Source organism: Streptomyces sp. NPDC057963, assembly GCF_042887155.1.
Classification (GTDB): Bacteria; Actinomycetota; Actinomycetes; order Streptomycetales; family Streptomycetaceae; genus Streptomyces.
Genome location: NZ_JBHVPX010000030.1, coordinates 24,239 through 39,992 on the forward strand (window position 1 = coordinate 24,239; position 15,754 = coordinate 39,992).

Here is a 15,754-nt window from a genome sequence, read left to right on the forward strand (position 1 = left end):
CTGCCGGAAGGCCGGTGACCCGGGCATCACACACGCACGAGGTGGGGGCACAACAGCGCCATGGCACAGGGCACGGTCCAGGTGACGCACACCGGCACATCGCGGTGGCGGCGCCGCACAGGCGAATACGCCTCCCTCACCGCAGCCCTGGAGGCCGCGGCGGACGGTGATGTCCTCACCGTCGCGCCCGGCACCTACCGGGAGAATCTGGTCCTGCACCGGGCCGTGACCCTGCGCGGTCCCGAAGGCTCGGTCGGCTCGGTACGGATCGCGCCGGTCGACGGCGTCCCGTTGACCGTCCGTGCCTCCGCCGTCGTCTCGGACCTGCATGTGGAGGGCCAGGACTCGACGGCTCCGGCGCTGCTCGTCGAGGACGGCGCACCGGAGCTCGCGGACCTGCGGATCGTGACCCGTTCCGCCGCGGGGATCGAGGTGCGCGGTACGGCCCGGCCCACCGTGCGCCGTTGCACGGTCGACAACCCCGCCGGGGTCGGCATCGCCGTACTCGATGGCGCGGGCGGCGTGTTCGAGCAGTGCGAGGTCGTCTCGGCCGGCCAGTCCGGTGTCTCGGTACGGGACGGCGCGCATCCCCGGCTGGAGCGCTGCCGGATCCACCACACGTCGGGCGCGGGGCTGAGCGTCACCGGCGAGGGCAGCGGTCTGGAGGCCGTCGGCTGCGAGGTGTACGAGATCAAGGGCAGCGGAATCCAGGTCACCGCTCGTGCCGCCGCCCACCTCACCGAGTGCACGGTGCACCGCACTTCCGCGGACGGTGTCACGCTCGACACCGACGCCGTCCTGACGCTGGCCGACTGCGACATCCACGACATCCCGGAGAACGCGGTGGATCTGCGTTCCCGCTCGGTCCTCACCCTGACGCGTTCCACGGTGCGCCGGTTCGGCCGGAACGGTCTTTCGGTCTGGGATCCCGGCACCCGCGTCGACGCCAACCAGTGCGAGATACATGACAGTACGGGCGACTACCCGGCGGTCTGGGTGAGCGACGGGGCGACGGTGATACTGGACTCCTGCCGGGTCCACGACGTACCGGACGCCATCTTCGTGCTCGACCGGGGGTCGCGCGCCGATGTCGTCGACAGCGATCTCTCCCAGATCCGCAATACCGCGGTGTCGGTGAGCGACGGGGCGACCGCCCAGCTCGACGACTGCCGCATCCGCGAGGCGTCCACCGGCGCCTGGTTCCGCGACCACGGCAGCGGCGGCACGCTGAACAACTGCACCATCGACGCCGCGCAGACCGGAGTGATCGTCACCAAGGGCGCGGACCCGACGATCGAGCGCTGCGCGGTCACCTCGCCCGCCGAGGCCGGTTTCTACGTCTCCGCCGAGGGCCGCGGCACCTTCCACAGCTGCCGGGTCACCGGGAGTGAGGGCTATGGCTTCCATGTGATGGACGGCTGCCGTACGACGCTGACCCGTTGCCGCACCGAGCGGTGCGCCCGCGGTGGCTACGAGTTCGCCGAAGGCGGCAGCCACGGGGACGGACAGGGGGCGGGGCCCGTCGTGGAGGACTGCACGAGCGACGAGAGCGCGCTGCGCTCCCCCGTTCCCCCGGCCCCGGCCGTGCTGACGGCGACCCAATCGGCCTCCGGGCTGCTCGGCGCGGCCCCCGGACAGCGGGCCGCGGAGCCCGCCCCGGCCGAGGTCCCCGCCGCCGTGCCGGTGCGCGCGTCGGACGCCGTCCTCGGAGAACTGGACGCGCTGGTGGGCCTGGACAGCGTGAAGCGGGAGGTGCGCGCCCTCACCGACATGATCGAGGTCGGCCGTCGGCGCCGGGAGGCCGGGCTCAAGGCCGCGTCGGCCCGGCGGCATCTCGTCTTCACCGGCTCCCCCGGCACCGGCAAGACCACCGTGGCCCGGCTGTACGGCGAGATCCTCGCCTCGCTCGGGGTACTGGAGCGGGGCCATCTGATCGAGGTCTCCCGGGTCGACCTGGTCGGCGAGCACATCGGCTCGACGGCCATCCGCACCCAGGAGGCCTTCGACCGGGCGCGCGGCGGGGTGCTGTTCGTCGACGAGGCATACGCCCTGTCGCCCGAGGACTCCGGCCGGGACTTCGGCCGGGAGGCCATCGACACGCTCGTCAAGCTGATGGAGGATCACCGGGACGCGGTGGTCGTCATCGTCGCCGGTTACACCCTTGAGATGGAGCGGTTCCTCACCGTCAACCCCGGGGTGGCGTCCCGTTTCTCGCGGACCATCACCTTCAGCGACTACGAACCGGCCGAACTGCTGCGGATCGTCGGGCAGCAGGCCGACGAGCACGAGTACAGCCTGGCCGCCGGAACCGGGGAAGCGCTGCTGAAGTACTTCGCGGAGCTTCCCAAGGGCCCGGCGTTCGGCAACGGCCGTACGGCGCGGCAGACGTTCGAGTCGATGGTGGAGCGGCACGCGGGCAGGGTCGCCCAGCTCGCCGAGCCGAGCACGGACGACCTCAGCCTGCTCTACCCGGAGGACTTGCCCGAACTCCCCTGAGCCCGCAGGGACTTCGTGGATTCCTCCCCGTCGGCCTGGCGGGGCAGGACCGGGGTGAGCCGGTTCAGCAGCGCGGCTCGTTCCTGGGCGAAGACGGGGTCGGCCTGGTAGTCCGAGTGCCCCAGAATCGGCTCGGGCAGCGGATGCTCGGGGGTACGCCCGTAGACCAGGGGGTCCTTCAGCGGCCCCCGGTCCACCTCGGGCCCCGGCCCCTCGTCGAGCCGGACCCGGCCGCCGATCGGATCGGTGGCCCGCCAGAGGTTGCGCCAGCAGTGCACGGACCGGTGCAGCCCCTGCAGCGGTCCGTGGCCGAAGTAGGCGGGGAACCAGCGCGCGTAGAGCCGCTCGATCGGTGAGCCGTAGGTGAGCAGCGCAACCCGGCTCCGGGTCTCCGCGGGCAGCTGCCAGACCGCGGACGCCGCGAGGACGCTGCCCTGGGAATGGCCGGAGATGACGAGCCTGCCGTGGGTGAGCCGGGTCCAGCCGCACATCCGTGACGCCAGGTCGGGGACGGCACGCTCCGCGTAGCAGGGCGGTGCGAAGGGGTGGGCGGCGCGCGGCCAGAACGTACCGACGTCCCAGAGGATGCCGATGGTGCGCCGGGCGGAGGCGTCGCGGTAGGCGCGCCGTCCCCAGGTGACGAAGAGTATGAAGCCGAATCCGATCATCCAGGAGCCGGTCGACTGAGCCGCTTCGGCCACGGACTCGATGAACGGGCCGCTGCCCTTCATCGCCAGGCCGGGCACCTCGCCGCTCGCCCCGGCCCCGCCGACCGCCGCCGCACCGAGGAGCAGCGTGGCGCCGGAGACCGGGCCGAAGATCCAGGGTGCCGAGTCGGTGAGGGCTGCCGTGGCCCGGATCCGGGCGATCTGCCGGGTCCGGGCGGGGTCCGGCCGCTCCTGCCCGTACTCCCGGTCGATCTCGGGTTCCAGGGCGCGGGCGGTGAGCCAGGTGCGTACGAGCAGCACGGCGCCCGGGACCGCCAGCAGCACCAGGAGCACGGGGATGACCGATGCCTGCCAGCTGAGCAGCACCGGCGGCCCTTCGATGACGGCGTTCCGGCCCATGCCCGGGGTGCCGGGGCCGTCGAGCCAGTCGGCGACGCGCTGGGCGACGCCGCCGGTCATGACGCCGCCGAGCGCGCAGGCGAGCATGGCGACCACCGGTCCGCCGAGTCCGTACATGACGGTGCGGGGTTCGGGAACCTTGCGGTACAGGCCGAGTGACACCACGGCGAGGACGACGACGAGCGTCCCCTGGCCGAGCGTGATGACGCTGAAGGAGACATCGCCGGGCAGGGCGCCCGCGGAGATCCAGGCGGGGCGCGACCATGCCGCGTACACGGCGGCGAGGAGGAGCAGGGCCAGAGCGGCGCCGGGGAGATAGGTGATGAGGGCCCGGTCGAGCCGGTTGTCCAGGCGCCGTTCGCTGCGGCCTCGGCGGCAGACGACCCACAGCACGACGAGCGCGCCCAGCACGAGCGCCGCTTCGATCAGCCGGCCGATGATCCCGGGCACAGGGCCGGTGGCGGCACGGTCGTGGCGGGCCGCGGCGCCCGCGACCGACGCGGCGACGGTGAGGAATCCGGCGGCGGTGTGGGCGGCACGCAGCCGGGCGACCAGCCGGCGGCCGTACCAGAATCCGGGTCGGCCGAGGGCCGGGCGGCCACCGGCCGGGGCGCCGGCGGTGTCGGGGGTGTGCGCGGTCCCCGGGTCGGCCCGGTCCGGTTCGGATCCGGTGAGCGGGCGCTGCGATTCGTAGGCGCTCCATGTCCGGTTGGACAGGAACCAGAGCAGGCCCACCAGGGCGGTGGGCACGAGCGCGGCGAGGGCGAGCCTCCGGCCGGGCTGGGACCACCAGCCGCCCTGTGCCGTCGAAAGGAAGCCGAGCCAGGACCGCTTGTCCGAGCAGTCCGGCACGCCCGCGCACTGCCAGGCCGTCAGATCGAGCGCGACCTCGCACGCCGCCGCGGTCAGCAGGACCGTGAGGCTGAGCGCGACGAGCCGGACGAGGACCCCGTACAGGCGCACCGCGCGGGTGCGGCCCCGGGCCGTGGGCCGCATCCAGTGGGCGAGATTGACCACCATGAACGGGAGCAGCAGCAGCCACAGTGCGCGGGAGCCGTTGCCGGAGGTGAGGTTGGACCAGCAGTAGGCCTCGGCGATGGGCCGGTCGCGGTACCGCTCCGGGTGCTGTTCGGCGTCCATGTCCCCGGCCCGGCGGTACATGGCGGCGGTCGCGTCGCCGGTCACTCGGACCGGGCGCGGGTCGTCGAGCATCTCCTGCGGGGTGGTTCCGCCCACGCCGTGGACCAGAAGTTCCAGCGCGGGCCCGGGACTCTGCGGGGCCTGGGTGGCAGGGGGCACTGGAGTGACTCGCTCTCTCGGTGGTGGGGGGAGGTGCTGATGCACGGTCACCAGAATCATGGAGGAGGGCCGGTGTACGCACCGCTCTCAAGGAATCTCCCCAGTGCGGCGGCCGGCGACACCGCGTGGCAGGATGACCCCCGTCCGAAGAGACTGTCGTACGGCCAGAGGGAAGGACCGGACCGGCGTTGAGCGAGAATCAGAACCTGCTCGCGGAGCAGCGGCGTGCCCTGATCCTCGACGAGGTGCGCAGGCGTGGTGGGGTCCGGGTCAATGAACTCACCCGCAGGCTGAACGTCTCGGACATGACCGTCCGCCGGGATCTGGACGCCCTGGCCCGCCAGGGCATGGTCGAGAAGGTGCACGGCGGGGCCGTTCCGGTGGTCGAGGCCAGTACGCACGAGCCCGGTTTCGAGGCCAAGTCGGCACTGGAACTGACCGCCAAGGAGGACATCGCGCGGACGGCCGCGGCCATGGCGGTGCCCGGCAGCGCCATCGCGCTCTCCGGCGGTACGACGACATACGCGCTCGCCCAGCGGCTGCTGGACGTACCGGATCTGACGGTGGTGACCAACTCGGTGCGAGTCGCCGATGTGTTCCACTCCGCGCAACGGCCGGGGGGCGCGGGCGGGGCGCGGACCGGGGCCGCCACGGTGGTGCTCACCGGTGGTGTACGGACCCCGTCGGACTCCCTGGTCGGCCCGGTCGCGGATCAGGCGATCGCCTCGCTCCATTTCGACGTGCTGTTCCTCGGCGTGCACGGGATCTCGGTGGAGGCCGGGCTTTCCACGCCGAATCTGGCGGAGGCCGAGACCAATCGGCGTTTCGTCCAGTCGGCGCGGCGTGTGGTCGTGGTGGCGGACCACACCAAGTGGGGCACGGTGGGCCTGAGTTCGTTCGCGGCACTGGAGCAGGTGGACACGTTCGTCACGGACGCGGGTCTGTCGGCCGCCGCCCGCGAGGAGATCGAGGAACATGTGCCGGGCCTGCTGGTGGCAGGCCGGATCGCGGACGACGTCTCCTGAGCGGCCGGGCGGCGGCGTGGCACCCCCAGGGCTGTCCCGCCGCCGCTGTCCCACCGTCCCCCGCGGGTGCGCGACGACGGCTGCGGCGCCTCTCCGCGTTGCCGGAGCGTCCGAATACATCGAGTGTGCGAAGGCCCCTCCGCCGTACGGTGCCGCGCACTCGTTCACCGGGGGGTGGTGGCGGGACAGCCCATAGGATCGCACCGTGGCCGTCTTCCGGATCGAGCGCTTCACGCCCTTGCCCGCAGCCGAGTGCTGGCGCCGGGTGACGGACTGGGAACGGCACGCCGCGCAGGTACCGCTGACCAGGATCACCGTGCCCACGGGGCTGCCGACCGGGACGGGGACCGTCTTCGTGGCGCGCACGGGCGTGGGGTTGCTGGGCTTCGACGATCCGATGGAAGTGGTGCGCTGGACCCCGCCCGCCGCCGGGCGCGCGGGGCTGTGCCGGCTGGAGAAGCGCGGTCGGCTGGTGCGGGGCCGGGCGTCGATCGACGTGTATCCGACGGATTGCGGATCCCATGTGGTGTGGGTGGAGGAGCTGAGTGTCCGGCTGCTGCCGCGGTGGGCCGATCCGTTGATCCGCGGAGCGGGCCGCCGGGTCTTCGGCCGGGTGCTCGACGGCATGCTGGACCGTCCGGCCGGGCCGCGCCCGTAGCGCCGCCGGCGCGGCGGGTGGCCCGCGTGCCGCCGTTCGGAGCCCTCCGGCGAGCCCCGGAGGACCCCGCGGTGGAAGACTCGGGCGGGTGACCGAACCCTCCGGCGGTACGCGGCTGCGTTGTCTGGTGACCGGTGCCTCCGGGTACATCGGCGGCAGGCTGGTGCCCGCACTTCTCGACGCCGGCCACGGCGTGCGCACACTGGCCAGGACCCCGCAGAAGCTGCGTGACCAGCCGTGGGCGGACCGGGTCGAGGTGGTGAAGGGGGATGTCTTCGACGCCGCTGCGGTGCGGGCGGCGATGCGGGACATGGATGTGGCGTACTACCTGGTGCACGCGCTCGGCTCAGGGCCCGGGTTCGAGGAGAAGGACCGCGAGGCGGCCCGGATCTTCGGTGAGCAGGCGCGGGCGGCGGGGGTCGGCCGGATCGTGTACCTCGGCGGGCTCACCCCGGCCGGGGTGCCCGAGCGGGAACTGTCACCGCATCTGCGGTCGCGGGCCGAGGTGGGGCGCATTCTGCTGGATTCCGGGGTGCCGACGGCCGTACTGCGGGCCGCGGTCGTCATCGGTTCGGGCTCGGCCTCGTTCGAGATCCTGCGCCATCTCACCGAACGGCTGCCGGTGATGATCACCCCGAGCTGGGTGCGCACGTCGATCCAGCCGATCGCGGTACGGGACGTGCTGCGGTATCTCGTCGGCTGCGCCCGCCTGCCGGACGAGGTGAACCGTACGTTCGACATCGGCGGCCCGGAGGTCATGACGTACCGGGACATGATGCGGCGGTACGCCCAGGTCGCCGGATTGCCGCACCGGGTGATCCTCCCCGTGCCGGTGCTCACCCCGGGGCTCTCCAGTCTCTGGATCGGCCTGGTGACACCCGTGCCGCCCGCCATCGCCCGGCCGCTGGCGGAGTCGCTGCGCCACGAGGTGGTCTGTCGCGAGCACGACATCGCCCGGTACGTACCCGATCCGCCCGGTGGGGCCATCGGCTTCGAGCAGGCGCTGCGGCTGGCGCTCCAGCGGATCAAGGATGCCCGGGTCGACACCCGCTGGTCGTCCGCCGCGGTGCCCGGCGCCCCCAGCGACCCGTTGCCCACCGATCCGGACTGGTCCGGCGGCAGCCTCTACCGCGACGAGCGGGAACTGACCGTGCCGGTGGCACCGGCCGCGCTCTGGCGGGTGATCGAGGGCATCGGCGGCGAGAACGGCTGGTACTCGTTCCCGCTCGCCTGGGCCGTGCGGGGCTGGCTCGACCGAATCGTCGGCGGCGTCGGGCTGCGGCGCGGGCGGCGGGACGCACAGCGGCTGCGGGTGGGCGACTCATTGGACTTCTGGCGAGTGGAGGAGATCGTTCCGGGCGAGCTGCTGCGGCTGCGCGCCGAGATGCGACTGCCCGGTCCCGCCTGGCTCGAACTGTCGGTGGACCGTGACGAGCGGGGCCGGACGGTCTACCGGCAGCGGGCCCTGTTCCATCCACGCGGACTGCTCGGCCACGCCTACTGGTGGAGCGTGTGGCCGTTCCACTCGGTGGTGTTCGGTGGGATGGCCCGCAACATCACCGCGGCCGCACGGGCGGTCCCGCAGCGCTCGGTCGCATGACTTCCGTACCGGCAAGGACATCTGACGGTGCGACAGCTATGGTATGCGCGACCCCGCACGCCGCCGGCCGCACGGGAGGTGCGATCCATGGCACGCCGACTCCGTTCCGTGGACCTCGATTTCATCGAGTCTGCCCCACTGCGGCTGGTCTTCGCCGCCGAGGTGTCCGCGCCTCCCGAGACGGTCTACCGTGCGCTCGCCGACGACGTGGCGGGCTGGCCGAACTGGTTCACCTCGGTGAGGGCGGCCCGCCCGACCGAGGACGGCGCGGGCCGCGAGGTCCGGCTCATGGGCGGCACGGTGCTGCGCGAGTCGATCCTCGCGGCGGAGCCCTGCGAGCGGTACACCTATCGGGTCGACGAGTCCAGCGCCCCTGGCCCGAAAGCCCTGCTGGAGGAGTGGCGGCTCACCCCGGCCGGGACCGGGACGCGGGTGCAGTGGACATTCGCCGCCGACGGTTCCGCGACCTTCCGGTTCGCCCTGCGGCTGGGCCGGCCGGGGATGGGCCGGGCGTTCCGGGACGCGGTGCGCAATCTCGACCGGCGGCTGGCCGGGTCCGGGACCTGAGCCCGGACCCGCTCCGCGCGCACCGGCCCGCGTCGGTGCTATCCGGGCCAGTTGCCGCTGTTCAGGAAGGCGTCGATGGTCCGCGTGTACGGGGCGATGTCCAGGCCCTGTTCGGCGAGCCAGCTGTCGGAGTAGTACTTGTCGAGGTAGCGGTCGCCCGGGTCGCAGATCAGCGTGACGACGCTGCCCGTGCTGCCCTGTCCGACCATTTCCGCGACCAGTTTGAACGCGCTCCACAGCCCGGTTCCGGTGGAGCCTCCCGCCTTCCGGCCGATGGCCTTCTCCAGGGCGCGCACGGCCGCGACGGTGGCCGCGTCCGGCACCTTCATCATCCGGTCGACGGCCCCGGGCACGAAGCTCGGCTCCATCCGGGGCCTGCCGATGCCCTCGATCCGGGAGCCGCGGTCGCTGGTGGCCAGGAGGTTGTGGTGGGTCCAGCCGTCGAAGAAACAGGAGTTCTCCGGGTCGGGCACACAGATCCGGGTGTCGAACTGCATGTAGTGCACATAGCGGGCGATGGTCGCCGAGGTGCCGCCCGTTCCGGCCGTGGCGACGATCCACGTCGGCTCCGGGTAGCGCTCCAGCCTCAGCTGCTGGTAGATCGACTCGGCGATGTTGTTGTTGCCGCGCCAGTCGGTAGCCCGTTCCGCGTAGGTGAACTGGTCCATGTAGTGGCCGCCGGTTGCGGCGGCGAGCGTGGCCGACTCCTCGTACAGCTTCCGCGAGTCGTCGACGAAGTGGCAGCGACCGCCGTGGAACTCGATCAGGCGGCACTTCTCCGGGCTGGTGGTGCGGGGCATCACGGCGATGAACGGCACACCGATCAGCTTGGCGAAGTACGCCTCGGAGACGGCCGTCGAACCGCTGGACGCCTCGATCACCGGCCTGCCCGGCCGGACCCAGCCGTTGCAGAGCCCGTAGAGGAAGAGCGAGCGGGCCAGCCGGTGCTTGAGGCTGCCGGTGGGGTGCGTCGACTCGTCCTTGAGGTAGAGGTCGATGCCCCAGCTCTCGGGCAGCGGGAAGCGCAGCAGATGGGTGTCTGCGGAGCGGTTGGCGTCGGCCTGGACCTTGCGGACCGCCTCCTTGAGCCAGGCCCGGTACTCCGGGTCGGAGCGGTCGATGTCGATGGTCGCTGCGGACCGGCCTTCGTCTGTGTGCTCACTGTGGCCCATCAACGCGTTCCTCCTCGTGTCACCGGACTCTCCGCCGTCAACGATATTCCCCCTACCTGCAGAAACGTTCACTTTGATATTCCATAGCCCAGCCTTGGCCCGGACGGACAGAACGGTCGCCGGATTGCTCCCGGACGCGGCCTGGCGTGCCGCTGCCGGCTTGTGCAGACTGCCCATCAGAAGCACTACGAAGGGGGCGAAGCAGTCATGCCGGAAACCGAGTTCAGTGCGACGGGGGTACGGATCGAGAGGTGGGCCCGTTCGCTCACGAGGGCCGGGCAGGTGGTCGTCAAGGACGGGAGGCTGGCCCTGCTGACCAGTTACGGACGGGAGATCGACAGCGCGCCGGTGGTGGCGGTGAGTGCGGGCAGGCCGTGGTTCGCCGGAACCGGGGCGGCCGTGGCGCGCCTCAACGGGACGCGGTACCGGCTGACGATGGGGCAGCGCAACCACGCTCCGGACACGGCCGGACCCACCCACAGATTTCTCGAAACGCTGCGCAGCGCGGGCGGCCGCATGATCTGACGGAGTGGCGCGACCGGAGCATCGCGAGTTGCGGAACCGTTCCCCCTGAGCGACATTGGTCACACGTCACTCATGGTTCAACGGCGGTGACACTGTGATCCGTCACTGCCGGTCGGGAATCAGCAGTCGGCCATCTGCTGGATCCGCCCCTTCGTCGTCTTCCGGACCTATTTCGGGGAGTCGCAGCCGTGATCAGCGAGCCAAGCAGGCACTGCACGGTGGAGCTCCAGGCCCTGCCGTCGCGGATCGGTCAGGTCCGCAGAATCGTTTCGGCGCAGTTGCGCTACTGGCATCTCGATCCGTTGATCGACCATGCGGCGCTCGGCGTCACCGAACTGCTGACCAATGTCCACCGGCATGCCCAGCCGGACAAATCGTGCATCGTCGAGATCGAGTTGCTGCTCGAACGGCTGACGGTGTCCGTCCACGACCACGACCCACGGCTGCCGACCGTGCGCGAGCCCAGTGCGTCCAGCACCTCGGGGCGCGGGCTCGCCCTGATCGCCGCGGTCAGTGAGAGCTGGGGCGTCCGCCCGACGGGCGGGGCCGGGAAGGTCGTCTGGTTCACCCTTCCGGCGCCCCCTCCCCTGTTCGCCGCGCAGCCGCCGCACTCGGTGTACGGGGCCACGACGGACGGGCCGTTCGAGCCGGACGCCGTCGCGTACCTGGAGAGCCGTACGCCCTCCGTCGCCCGGTCGGCGGTGGTCGGGTAGCGGAGAAGGAGGAGCGGAGCGCCCCCGGCGCCCCGCTCCTCCTTCTCGCGCGCTATTCGGCGGAGATCGCGCGGAGCACGTCCAGTCGAGCCGCCCGCCGGGCCGGCCGCCACCCCGCCAGTGCCCCGGCGGCGATCCCCACGAGGGCCACCACCAGGAGCCGCAGCGGCGGCAGCACGAAGGAGAAGTCGGTGGCGCCCGCGGACGCCTTCACCAGCACCCGGCCCAGGAAGCCGCCGAGCAGCAGACCACCGGCGGTGCCGAACGCGGCGACCAGGACCGATTCCCAGCGGACCATGGACCGCAGCTGGCTCCTCGTCTGCCCGAGGGCCCGCAACAGGCCCAGTTCCCTGGTGCGTTCGTGGAGGGCGAGGGTCAGCGTGTTGGCGATGCCCAGCAGGGCGATCAGGACGGCGAGTGCCAGCAGGGCGTAGACCAGGGTGAGCATCATGTCGATGCCGCCGGCCGAGGACTGCGCGTACTCGCCGCGGGTCTGCACGTCCGGGTTGCCGTACGCTGCGGCGGTCTTCACGACGGCGGCCTTGCCGTCGGCGGTCGACACACCGGGCTTGAAGGAGACGGCGATCAGCGAGTCGGAGTCCTGCGCGCGGTGCGGGGCCCATGCCTGGCGGGTGATGACGTAGTCGCCCGCCAGTTCCGACCGGTCGTAGACGGCGCGGACGGTGAAGTCCTGCCGGGTGCCGTCGGTGAAGGTGAGGCGCGCGGTGGAGCCGGTGTGCAGTCCGCGCTTCCCGGCCTCGGTGCCGGACACCGCGATCCCGTTCGCGCCCAGCCCCTTCAGAGATCCTTCGATCCGGCCGAGGTCGAAGACCCCGCCGAGCGCGGCCGGGTCGGTGACGGTCAGGGCGCGTCCGGCGCCGTCGACCTCGGCGACCCCCTTGCCGAGGCCGACGGCGGTCGCGACCTCCGGCAGCCGGTCGACGGCCGGGGCGAGCCGGGGGCTGAGACCGCTGCCGCCCGCCCCGAAGGCGGGGGCGCTGATGGCGACGTCGCCGGCGAAGGAGCGGTCCACCGTCCGGTTCATGGTGGCCTTCAGCGAAGCGCCGAAGACGGTGAAGAGACAGACCACGGCCACGCCGATCATCAGTGCGGTCGCGGTGGAGGCGGTCCGCCGGGGGCTGCGCAGGGCGTTGCGCCGGGCCAGTCGGCCCGGGACGCCGCGCAGCCGGTCGAGCGGGGCGCCGAGGAGCCGTACGGCGTACGAGGAGGCGACCGGTCCGAGCACCACGAACGCGGCGAGTGCCGACACCGCGCCGGCGGCCGACAGCCAGGCCGACGGGTCGGCCGACCCGCCGGTCAGGACGGCGCCGAGGGAGGCCACCAGCAGCACGAGCCCGACGAGAGCACGTGTCCGGGATGCCGCGGGGTCGTCGACGGCGCTCTCGCGCAGGGCGGCGAGCGGAGCGGTGCGCCCGGCCCGGACCGCGGGCAGAAGGGCGGAGCCGAGACAGACGACGACGCCGACGGCGAGTGGCAGCAGCAGGGAGGCGGCGCCGATCACCAGCGCGCCCTCGGGGAACGGGAATCCTACGGCGGGGAAGAGCGCCCGCAGTCCGGCGGCGATACCGATACCGCCGGCCAGACCGGCCGCGGAGGCGACCACGCCGACCGCGCTCGCCTCGACGAGGGTGGAGGCGACGACCTGCCGACGGGTGGCGCCGAGCGCGCGCAGCAGGGCGTTCTCACGGGTCCGCTGGGCAACGACGATCGCGAAGGTGTTGTGGATGGAGAAGGTGGCGACGAGCAGCACGATCCCGGAGAACACCAGCAGCAGCGTGGTGAACAGGCCGAGGAAGGCGCCCGAGATCATGTCCCGGTTCTCGGCGGCCGCGGCCTGTCCGGTGACGGCCTCGACGCCCTTGGGCAGCACGGGGCGCAGTGCTTCGACGAGTTCCCGCTGGCTCGTACCCGGACCCGCACGCACCTGGATGGCCGATGCCTCGCCGGGCTTCGGCGTGAGGTACTTCTCGGCGTCGGCCCGTGTCAGCGCGGTGTAGGTGACCTGGCCCATGCCGTCCTGCCCGCCGAAGGTGGCCAGTCCGACGATCGTGACGCGCACCGGGTCGGGGGTGCGCAGCACGGTGGTGTCGCCGATCCCGAGCCCGCCCCGGTCGGCGGCGCCGCGGTTGACGACGACCTCACCGGGTGCGGACGGGGCGCGTCCCTCCGCGAGCCGGTACGGGTTGAGTTTCGGGTCGTCGATCCAGTTGCCGGCGAGGGTGGGCGGCCCCTGGCCGCCGATGGGTCTGCCGTCCGAGCCGATGAGCTGGCCGGCGCCCTGGATGTCGGGGGCCGCCGCGGCGACCCCGGGGGTCTGCTCGATCCTCTCCACGAGCGCGGTGCTCACCGGCTGCCGGGTGCCCTGGGACTCACCGGCGACGGTGACCGCATGGGAGCCGCGCACGACGGCGTCGGTGCCGGCGGTGGCGTTGCCGAACATGGTGTCGAAGCTCGCGCGCAGCGTGTCGCCCATGACGAGCGTCCCGGTGAGGAACGCGACGCCGAGCAGGACGGCGACGAAGGTGCCGGCGAAGCGGCGCTTGCGGGCGCGGAGCGAGGAGAGGCTCAGGCGCACGGAGGCCCGGGTGCTGGTCATGCCGTCACCGCCCGCGCGAGGGGTGGGGGGCCAAGGACTTGAAGCGGTCGAGTACGCGCTCCGCCGTGGGGTCGGGCATCCGGTCGACGAGCCGGCCGTCGGCGAGGAAGACGGCCTCGTCGGCGTGGGCGGCGGCGAGCGGGTCGTGGGTGACCATGACGACCGTACGACCGGTCTGCCGGACGGTGCGGCCGAGCAGCCGGAGCACCTCCTGACCGGAACGGGAGTCGAGGTTGCCGGTCGGTTCGTCGGCGAAGACGACGTCGGGGCTGCCCGCGAAGGCCCGCGCCACCGCCACCCGCTGCTGCTGTCCACCGGACAGTTCGCCGGGCCGGTGGTGCAGCCGGTCCCGCAGCCCGACCGTGTCGACCAGTGCGTCGAGCCACTCCGGGTCGGGGCGCTCACCCGCGAGGTCCAGGGGCAGGGTGATGTTCTCGGCGACGGTGAGCGTCGGCAGGAGGTTGAAGGACTGGAAGACGAAGCCGATGCGCCGTCGGCGCAGCAGGGTGAGCCTGCGGTCGTCCAGGGCGCCGATGTCGGTGTCGCCGATGAAGGCCGAGCCGGACGTGAGGGTGTCGAGTCCGGCCGCGCAGTGCATCAGGGTGGATTTTCCGGAGCCGGAGGGCCCCATGATCGCGGTGAAGCGGCCGGCCGGGAAGTCGACGCTCACCCCGTCCAGGGCCCTGACCCGGGTGTCGCCCGTGCCGTAGAGCTTCACGGCGTCGACGACCCGGGCAGCGGCGGCGGTGGCGGACCTGGGGGTGGAATCGGAAGTGGGGGCGGTGGTGGTCATGCCGCTGCTCCCTTGCCGCCGCGGCCGAACTGCTCGTCGAGGACGGAGAGCCGGCGCCAGTACTCCTCCTCGTCGATCTCCCCGGCCGCAAAGCGGCGGCCGAGCAGGGTGATCGGCGACGGTTCGGCAGGTGCCTCCTGGGTGGGACGCGCCTGCCAGGGGCCTCGTCGGCCGCGCCGGGCGGTACGCCGCAGCAGGGTGACGCCGCCGGTGACGACGGCCGCCCAGAAGAGCGGGAAGAGGAGGATCCAGGGCCCGGGTCCACCGCTGTGCGCCAGAGTGTTCATCTCGGTCAGCTCCCTCGGTTCGGGGTTCGCGGTCAGGTTCTCCTGACGTTTTCGAGCCTCGCCCCGGGAGGGGGTCCGAGTCGTCGTACGGCCAGCGGCCGTACGCGTACCCCCTCGGGAGTACGGGGTGGATCTGCGGCTGCTCCCGTCGGCCGACCGAGATCACTGGATTCTGTACCTACTAGTATGTACAGTCGCCTCATGAGCACTCCGGACCGTCTGATCGAAGCCACTCGGGAGCTCCTGTGGGAGCGCGGCTATGTGGGCACCAGCCCCAAGGCCATCCAGCAGCAGGCGGGCGCGGGCCAGGGCAGCATGTACCACCACTTCGCGGGCAAACCCGATCTGGCGCTCGCGGCCATCCGCCGCACGGCCGCGCAGATGCGCGAGACCGCGGGACGGCTGTTCGACGGTCCGGGGACGGCGTACGAGCGGATCTCGGCCTATCTCCTGCGCGAGCGCGATGTGCTCCGCGGCTGTCCGGTCGGGCGCCTGACGATGGATCCGGATGTCGTCGCGAGCGAGGAGTTGCGCGCACCGGTCGACGAGACGATCGGCTGGTTGCGCGGCCGCCTCGCCGAGATCGTCCAGGAGGGCCTGGAACAGGGCGAGTTCAGCTCCTCCCTCGTCCCCGAGGAGGTGGCGGCGACGATCGTCGCGACGGTGCAGGGCGGCTATGTACTGGCCCGCGCCTCCGGCTCGACGGACGCGTTCGACGCGGGCGCCCGCGGGCTGCTCTCGCTGCTCGCCCCGCGTGGCACCTCCGCCTGACACCCCAGGAGCACACGGCACATGCAGATCACGAGGAACCGTCCCGGCACCTCCGCCGGACCTGCCGAGCATGTCGACGGCGCCGTCCGGCCCGACGAGGCAGCGGCACCCCCGCCTCCGGCCGGACTGCGGGAGCGGCTCGGGGAGGGACGGCAGTGGTAGCG

The 15,754-nt window shown here is 72.3% G+C and carries 14 protein-coding genes; 9 read left to right on the plus strand and 5 right to left on the minus strand.

The genetic code is table 11. The features are described 5' to 3' along the window. The first annotated feature begins 60 nt into the window (after window positions 1-60). Window positions 61-2,496: a right-handed parallel beta-helix repeat-containing protein gene (locus ACFVT1_RS36765; RefSeq protein ID WP_389804000.1), complete on the plus strand. Its 2,436-nt coding sequence runs from the start codon at window positions 61-63 to the stop codon at window positions 2,494-2,496. Here the strand turns inward: ACFVT1_RS36765 and ACFVT1_RS36770 are convergent. Further along, window positions 2,466-4,922, minus strand: coding sequence for a hypothetical protein (locus ACFVT1_RS36770; RefSeq protein WP_389804003.1), 2,457 nt, complete (start codon window positions 4,920-4,922; stop codon window positions 2,466-2,468). The genes ACFVT1_RS36765 and ACFVT1_RS36770 overlap by 31 nt on opposite strands. A gap of 128 nt (window positions 4,923-5,050) precedes the next feature. Between ACFVT1_RS36770 and ACFVT1_RS36775 the strand changes: the two genes are divergently transcribed. From ACFVT1_RS36775 to ACFVT1_RS36790, 4 genes are all read left to right on the plus strand, one after another. Further along, a complete protein-coding gene (locus ACFVT1_RS36775) occupies window positions 5,051-5,887 on the plus strand; it encodes a DeoR/GlpR family DNA-binding transcription regulator (RefSeq protein WP_389804005.1) in 837 nt (278 codons plus the stop codon). Between the two features lie 205 nt (window positions 5,888-6,092). Then, window positions 6,093-6,545, plus strand: coding sequence for an SRPBCC family protein (locus ACFVT1_RS36780; RefSeq protein WP_389804009.1), 453 nt, complete (start codon window positions 6,093-6,095; stop codon window positions 6,543-6,545). 88 nt (window positions 6,546-6,633) lie between these two features. Next, window positions 6,634-8,145, plus strand: coding sequence for an SDR family oxidoreductase (locus ACFVT1_RS36785; protein WP_389804011.1), 1,512 nt, complete (start codon window positions 6,634-6,636; stop codon window positions 8,143-8,145). 87 nt (window positions 8,146-8,232) lie between these two features. Continuing rightward, the gene (locus ACFVT1_RS36790) at window positions 8,233-8,712 is read left to right on the plus strand and encodes an SRPBCC family protein (protein ID WP_389804014.1); all 480 of its coding nucleotides are present in this window, start codon (window positions 8,233-8,235) and stop codon (window positions 8,710-8,712) included. 38 nt (window positions 8,713-8,750) lie between these two features. Here ACFVT1_RS36790 and ACFVT1_RS36795 read toward each other — a convergent pair whose 3' ends face one another. Then, window positions 8,751-9,884, minus strand: coding sequence for a PLP-dependent cysteine synthase family protein (locus tag ACFVT1_RS36795; RefSeq protein ID WP_389804016.1), 1,134 nt, complete (start codon window positions 9,882-9,884; stop codon window positions 8,751-8,753). 207 nt (window positions 9,885-10,091) lie between these two features. Between ACFVT1_RS36795 and ACFVT1_RS36800 the strand changes: the two genes are divergently transcribed. Next, on the plus strand, window positions 10,092-10,409 hold the full coding sequence (locus ACFVT1_RS36800; RefSeq protein WP_389804019.1) for a hypothetical protein: 318 nt from the start codon (window positions 10,092-10,094) through the stop codon (window positions 10,407-10,409). Between the two features lie 188 nt (window positions 10,410-10,597). Next, complete coding sequence (locus ACFVT1_RS36805) at window positions 10,598-11,122, plus strand: ATP-binding protein (RefSeq protein WP_389804021.1); 525 nt, start codon at window positions 10,598-10,600, stop codon at window positions 11,120-11,122. A 52-nt stretch (window positions 11,123-11,174) separates the two neighbouring features. Here ACFVT1_RS36805 and ACFVT1_RS36810 read toward each other — a convergent pair whose 3' ends face one another. Genes ACFVT1_RS36810 through ACFVT1_RS36820 form a run of 3 tightly spaced genes read right to left on the minus strand, consistent with a single transcriptional unit; the run spans window position 11,175 to window position 14,819 of the window. Beyond that, window positions 11,175-13,739 carry an ABC transporter permease gene (locus tag ACFVT1_RS36810; protein WP_389804024.1) on the minus strand — a complete coding sequence of 855 codons (2,565 nt, stop codon included), beginning with the start codon at window positions 13,737-13,739 and terminating at the stop codon, window positions 11,175-11,177. Between the two features lie 4 nt (window positions 13,740-13,743). Then, window positions 13,744-14,532: an ABC transporter ATP-binding protein gene (locus tag ACFVT1_RS36815; protein ID WP_389804026.1), complete on the minus strand. Its 789-nt coding sequence runs from the start codon at window positions 14,530-14,532 to the stop codon at window positions 13,744-13,746. Further along, complete coding sequence (locus ACFVT1_RS36820; RefSeq protein WP_362209538.1) at window positions 14,529-14,819, minus strand: SHOCT domain-containing protein; 291 nt, start codon at window positions 14,817-14,819, stop codon at window positions 14,529-14,531. The genes ACFVT1_RS36815 and ACFVT1_RS36820 overlap by 4 nt, the downstream gene beginning before the upstream one ends. A 201-nt stretch (window positions 14,820-15,020) precedes the next feature. Between ACFVT1_RS36820 and ACFVT1_RS36825 the strand changes: the two genes are divergently transcribed. Together ACFVT1_RS36825 and ACFVT1_RS36830 are read left to right on the plus strand one after the other, a co-directional pair. Next, a complete protein-coding gene (locus ACFVT1_RS36825; protein ID WP_389804029.1) occupies window positions 15,021-15,590 on the plus strand; it encodes a TetR/AcrR family transcriptional regulator in 570 nt (189 codons plus the stop codon). Between the two features lie 21 nt (window positions 15,591-15,611). Then, entirely contained in the window at window positions 15,612-15,752 is a 141-nt protein-coding gene (locus ACFVT1_RS36830) for a hypothetical protein (protein WP_389804031.1), read from the plus strand. Window positions 15,753-15,754: the final 2 nt, after the last annotated feature.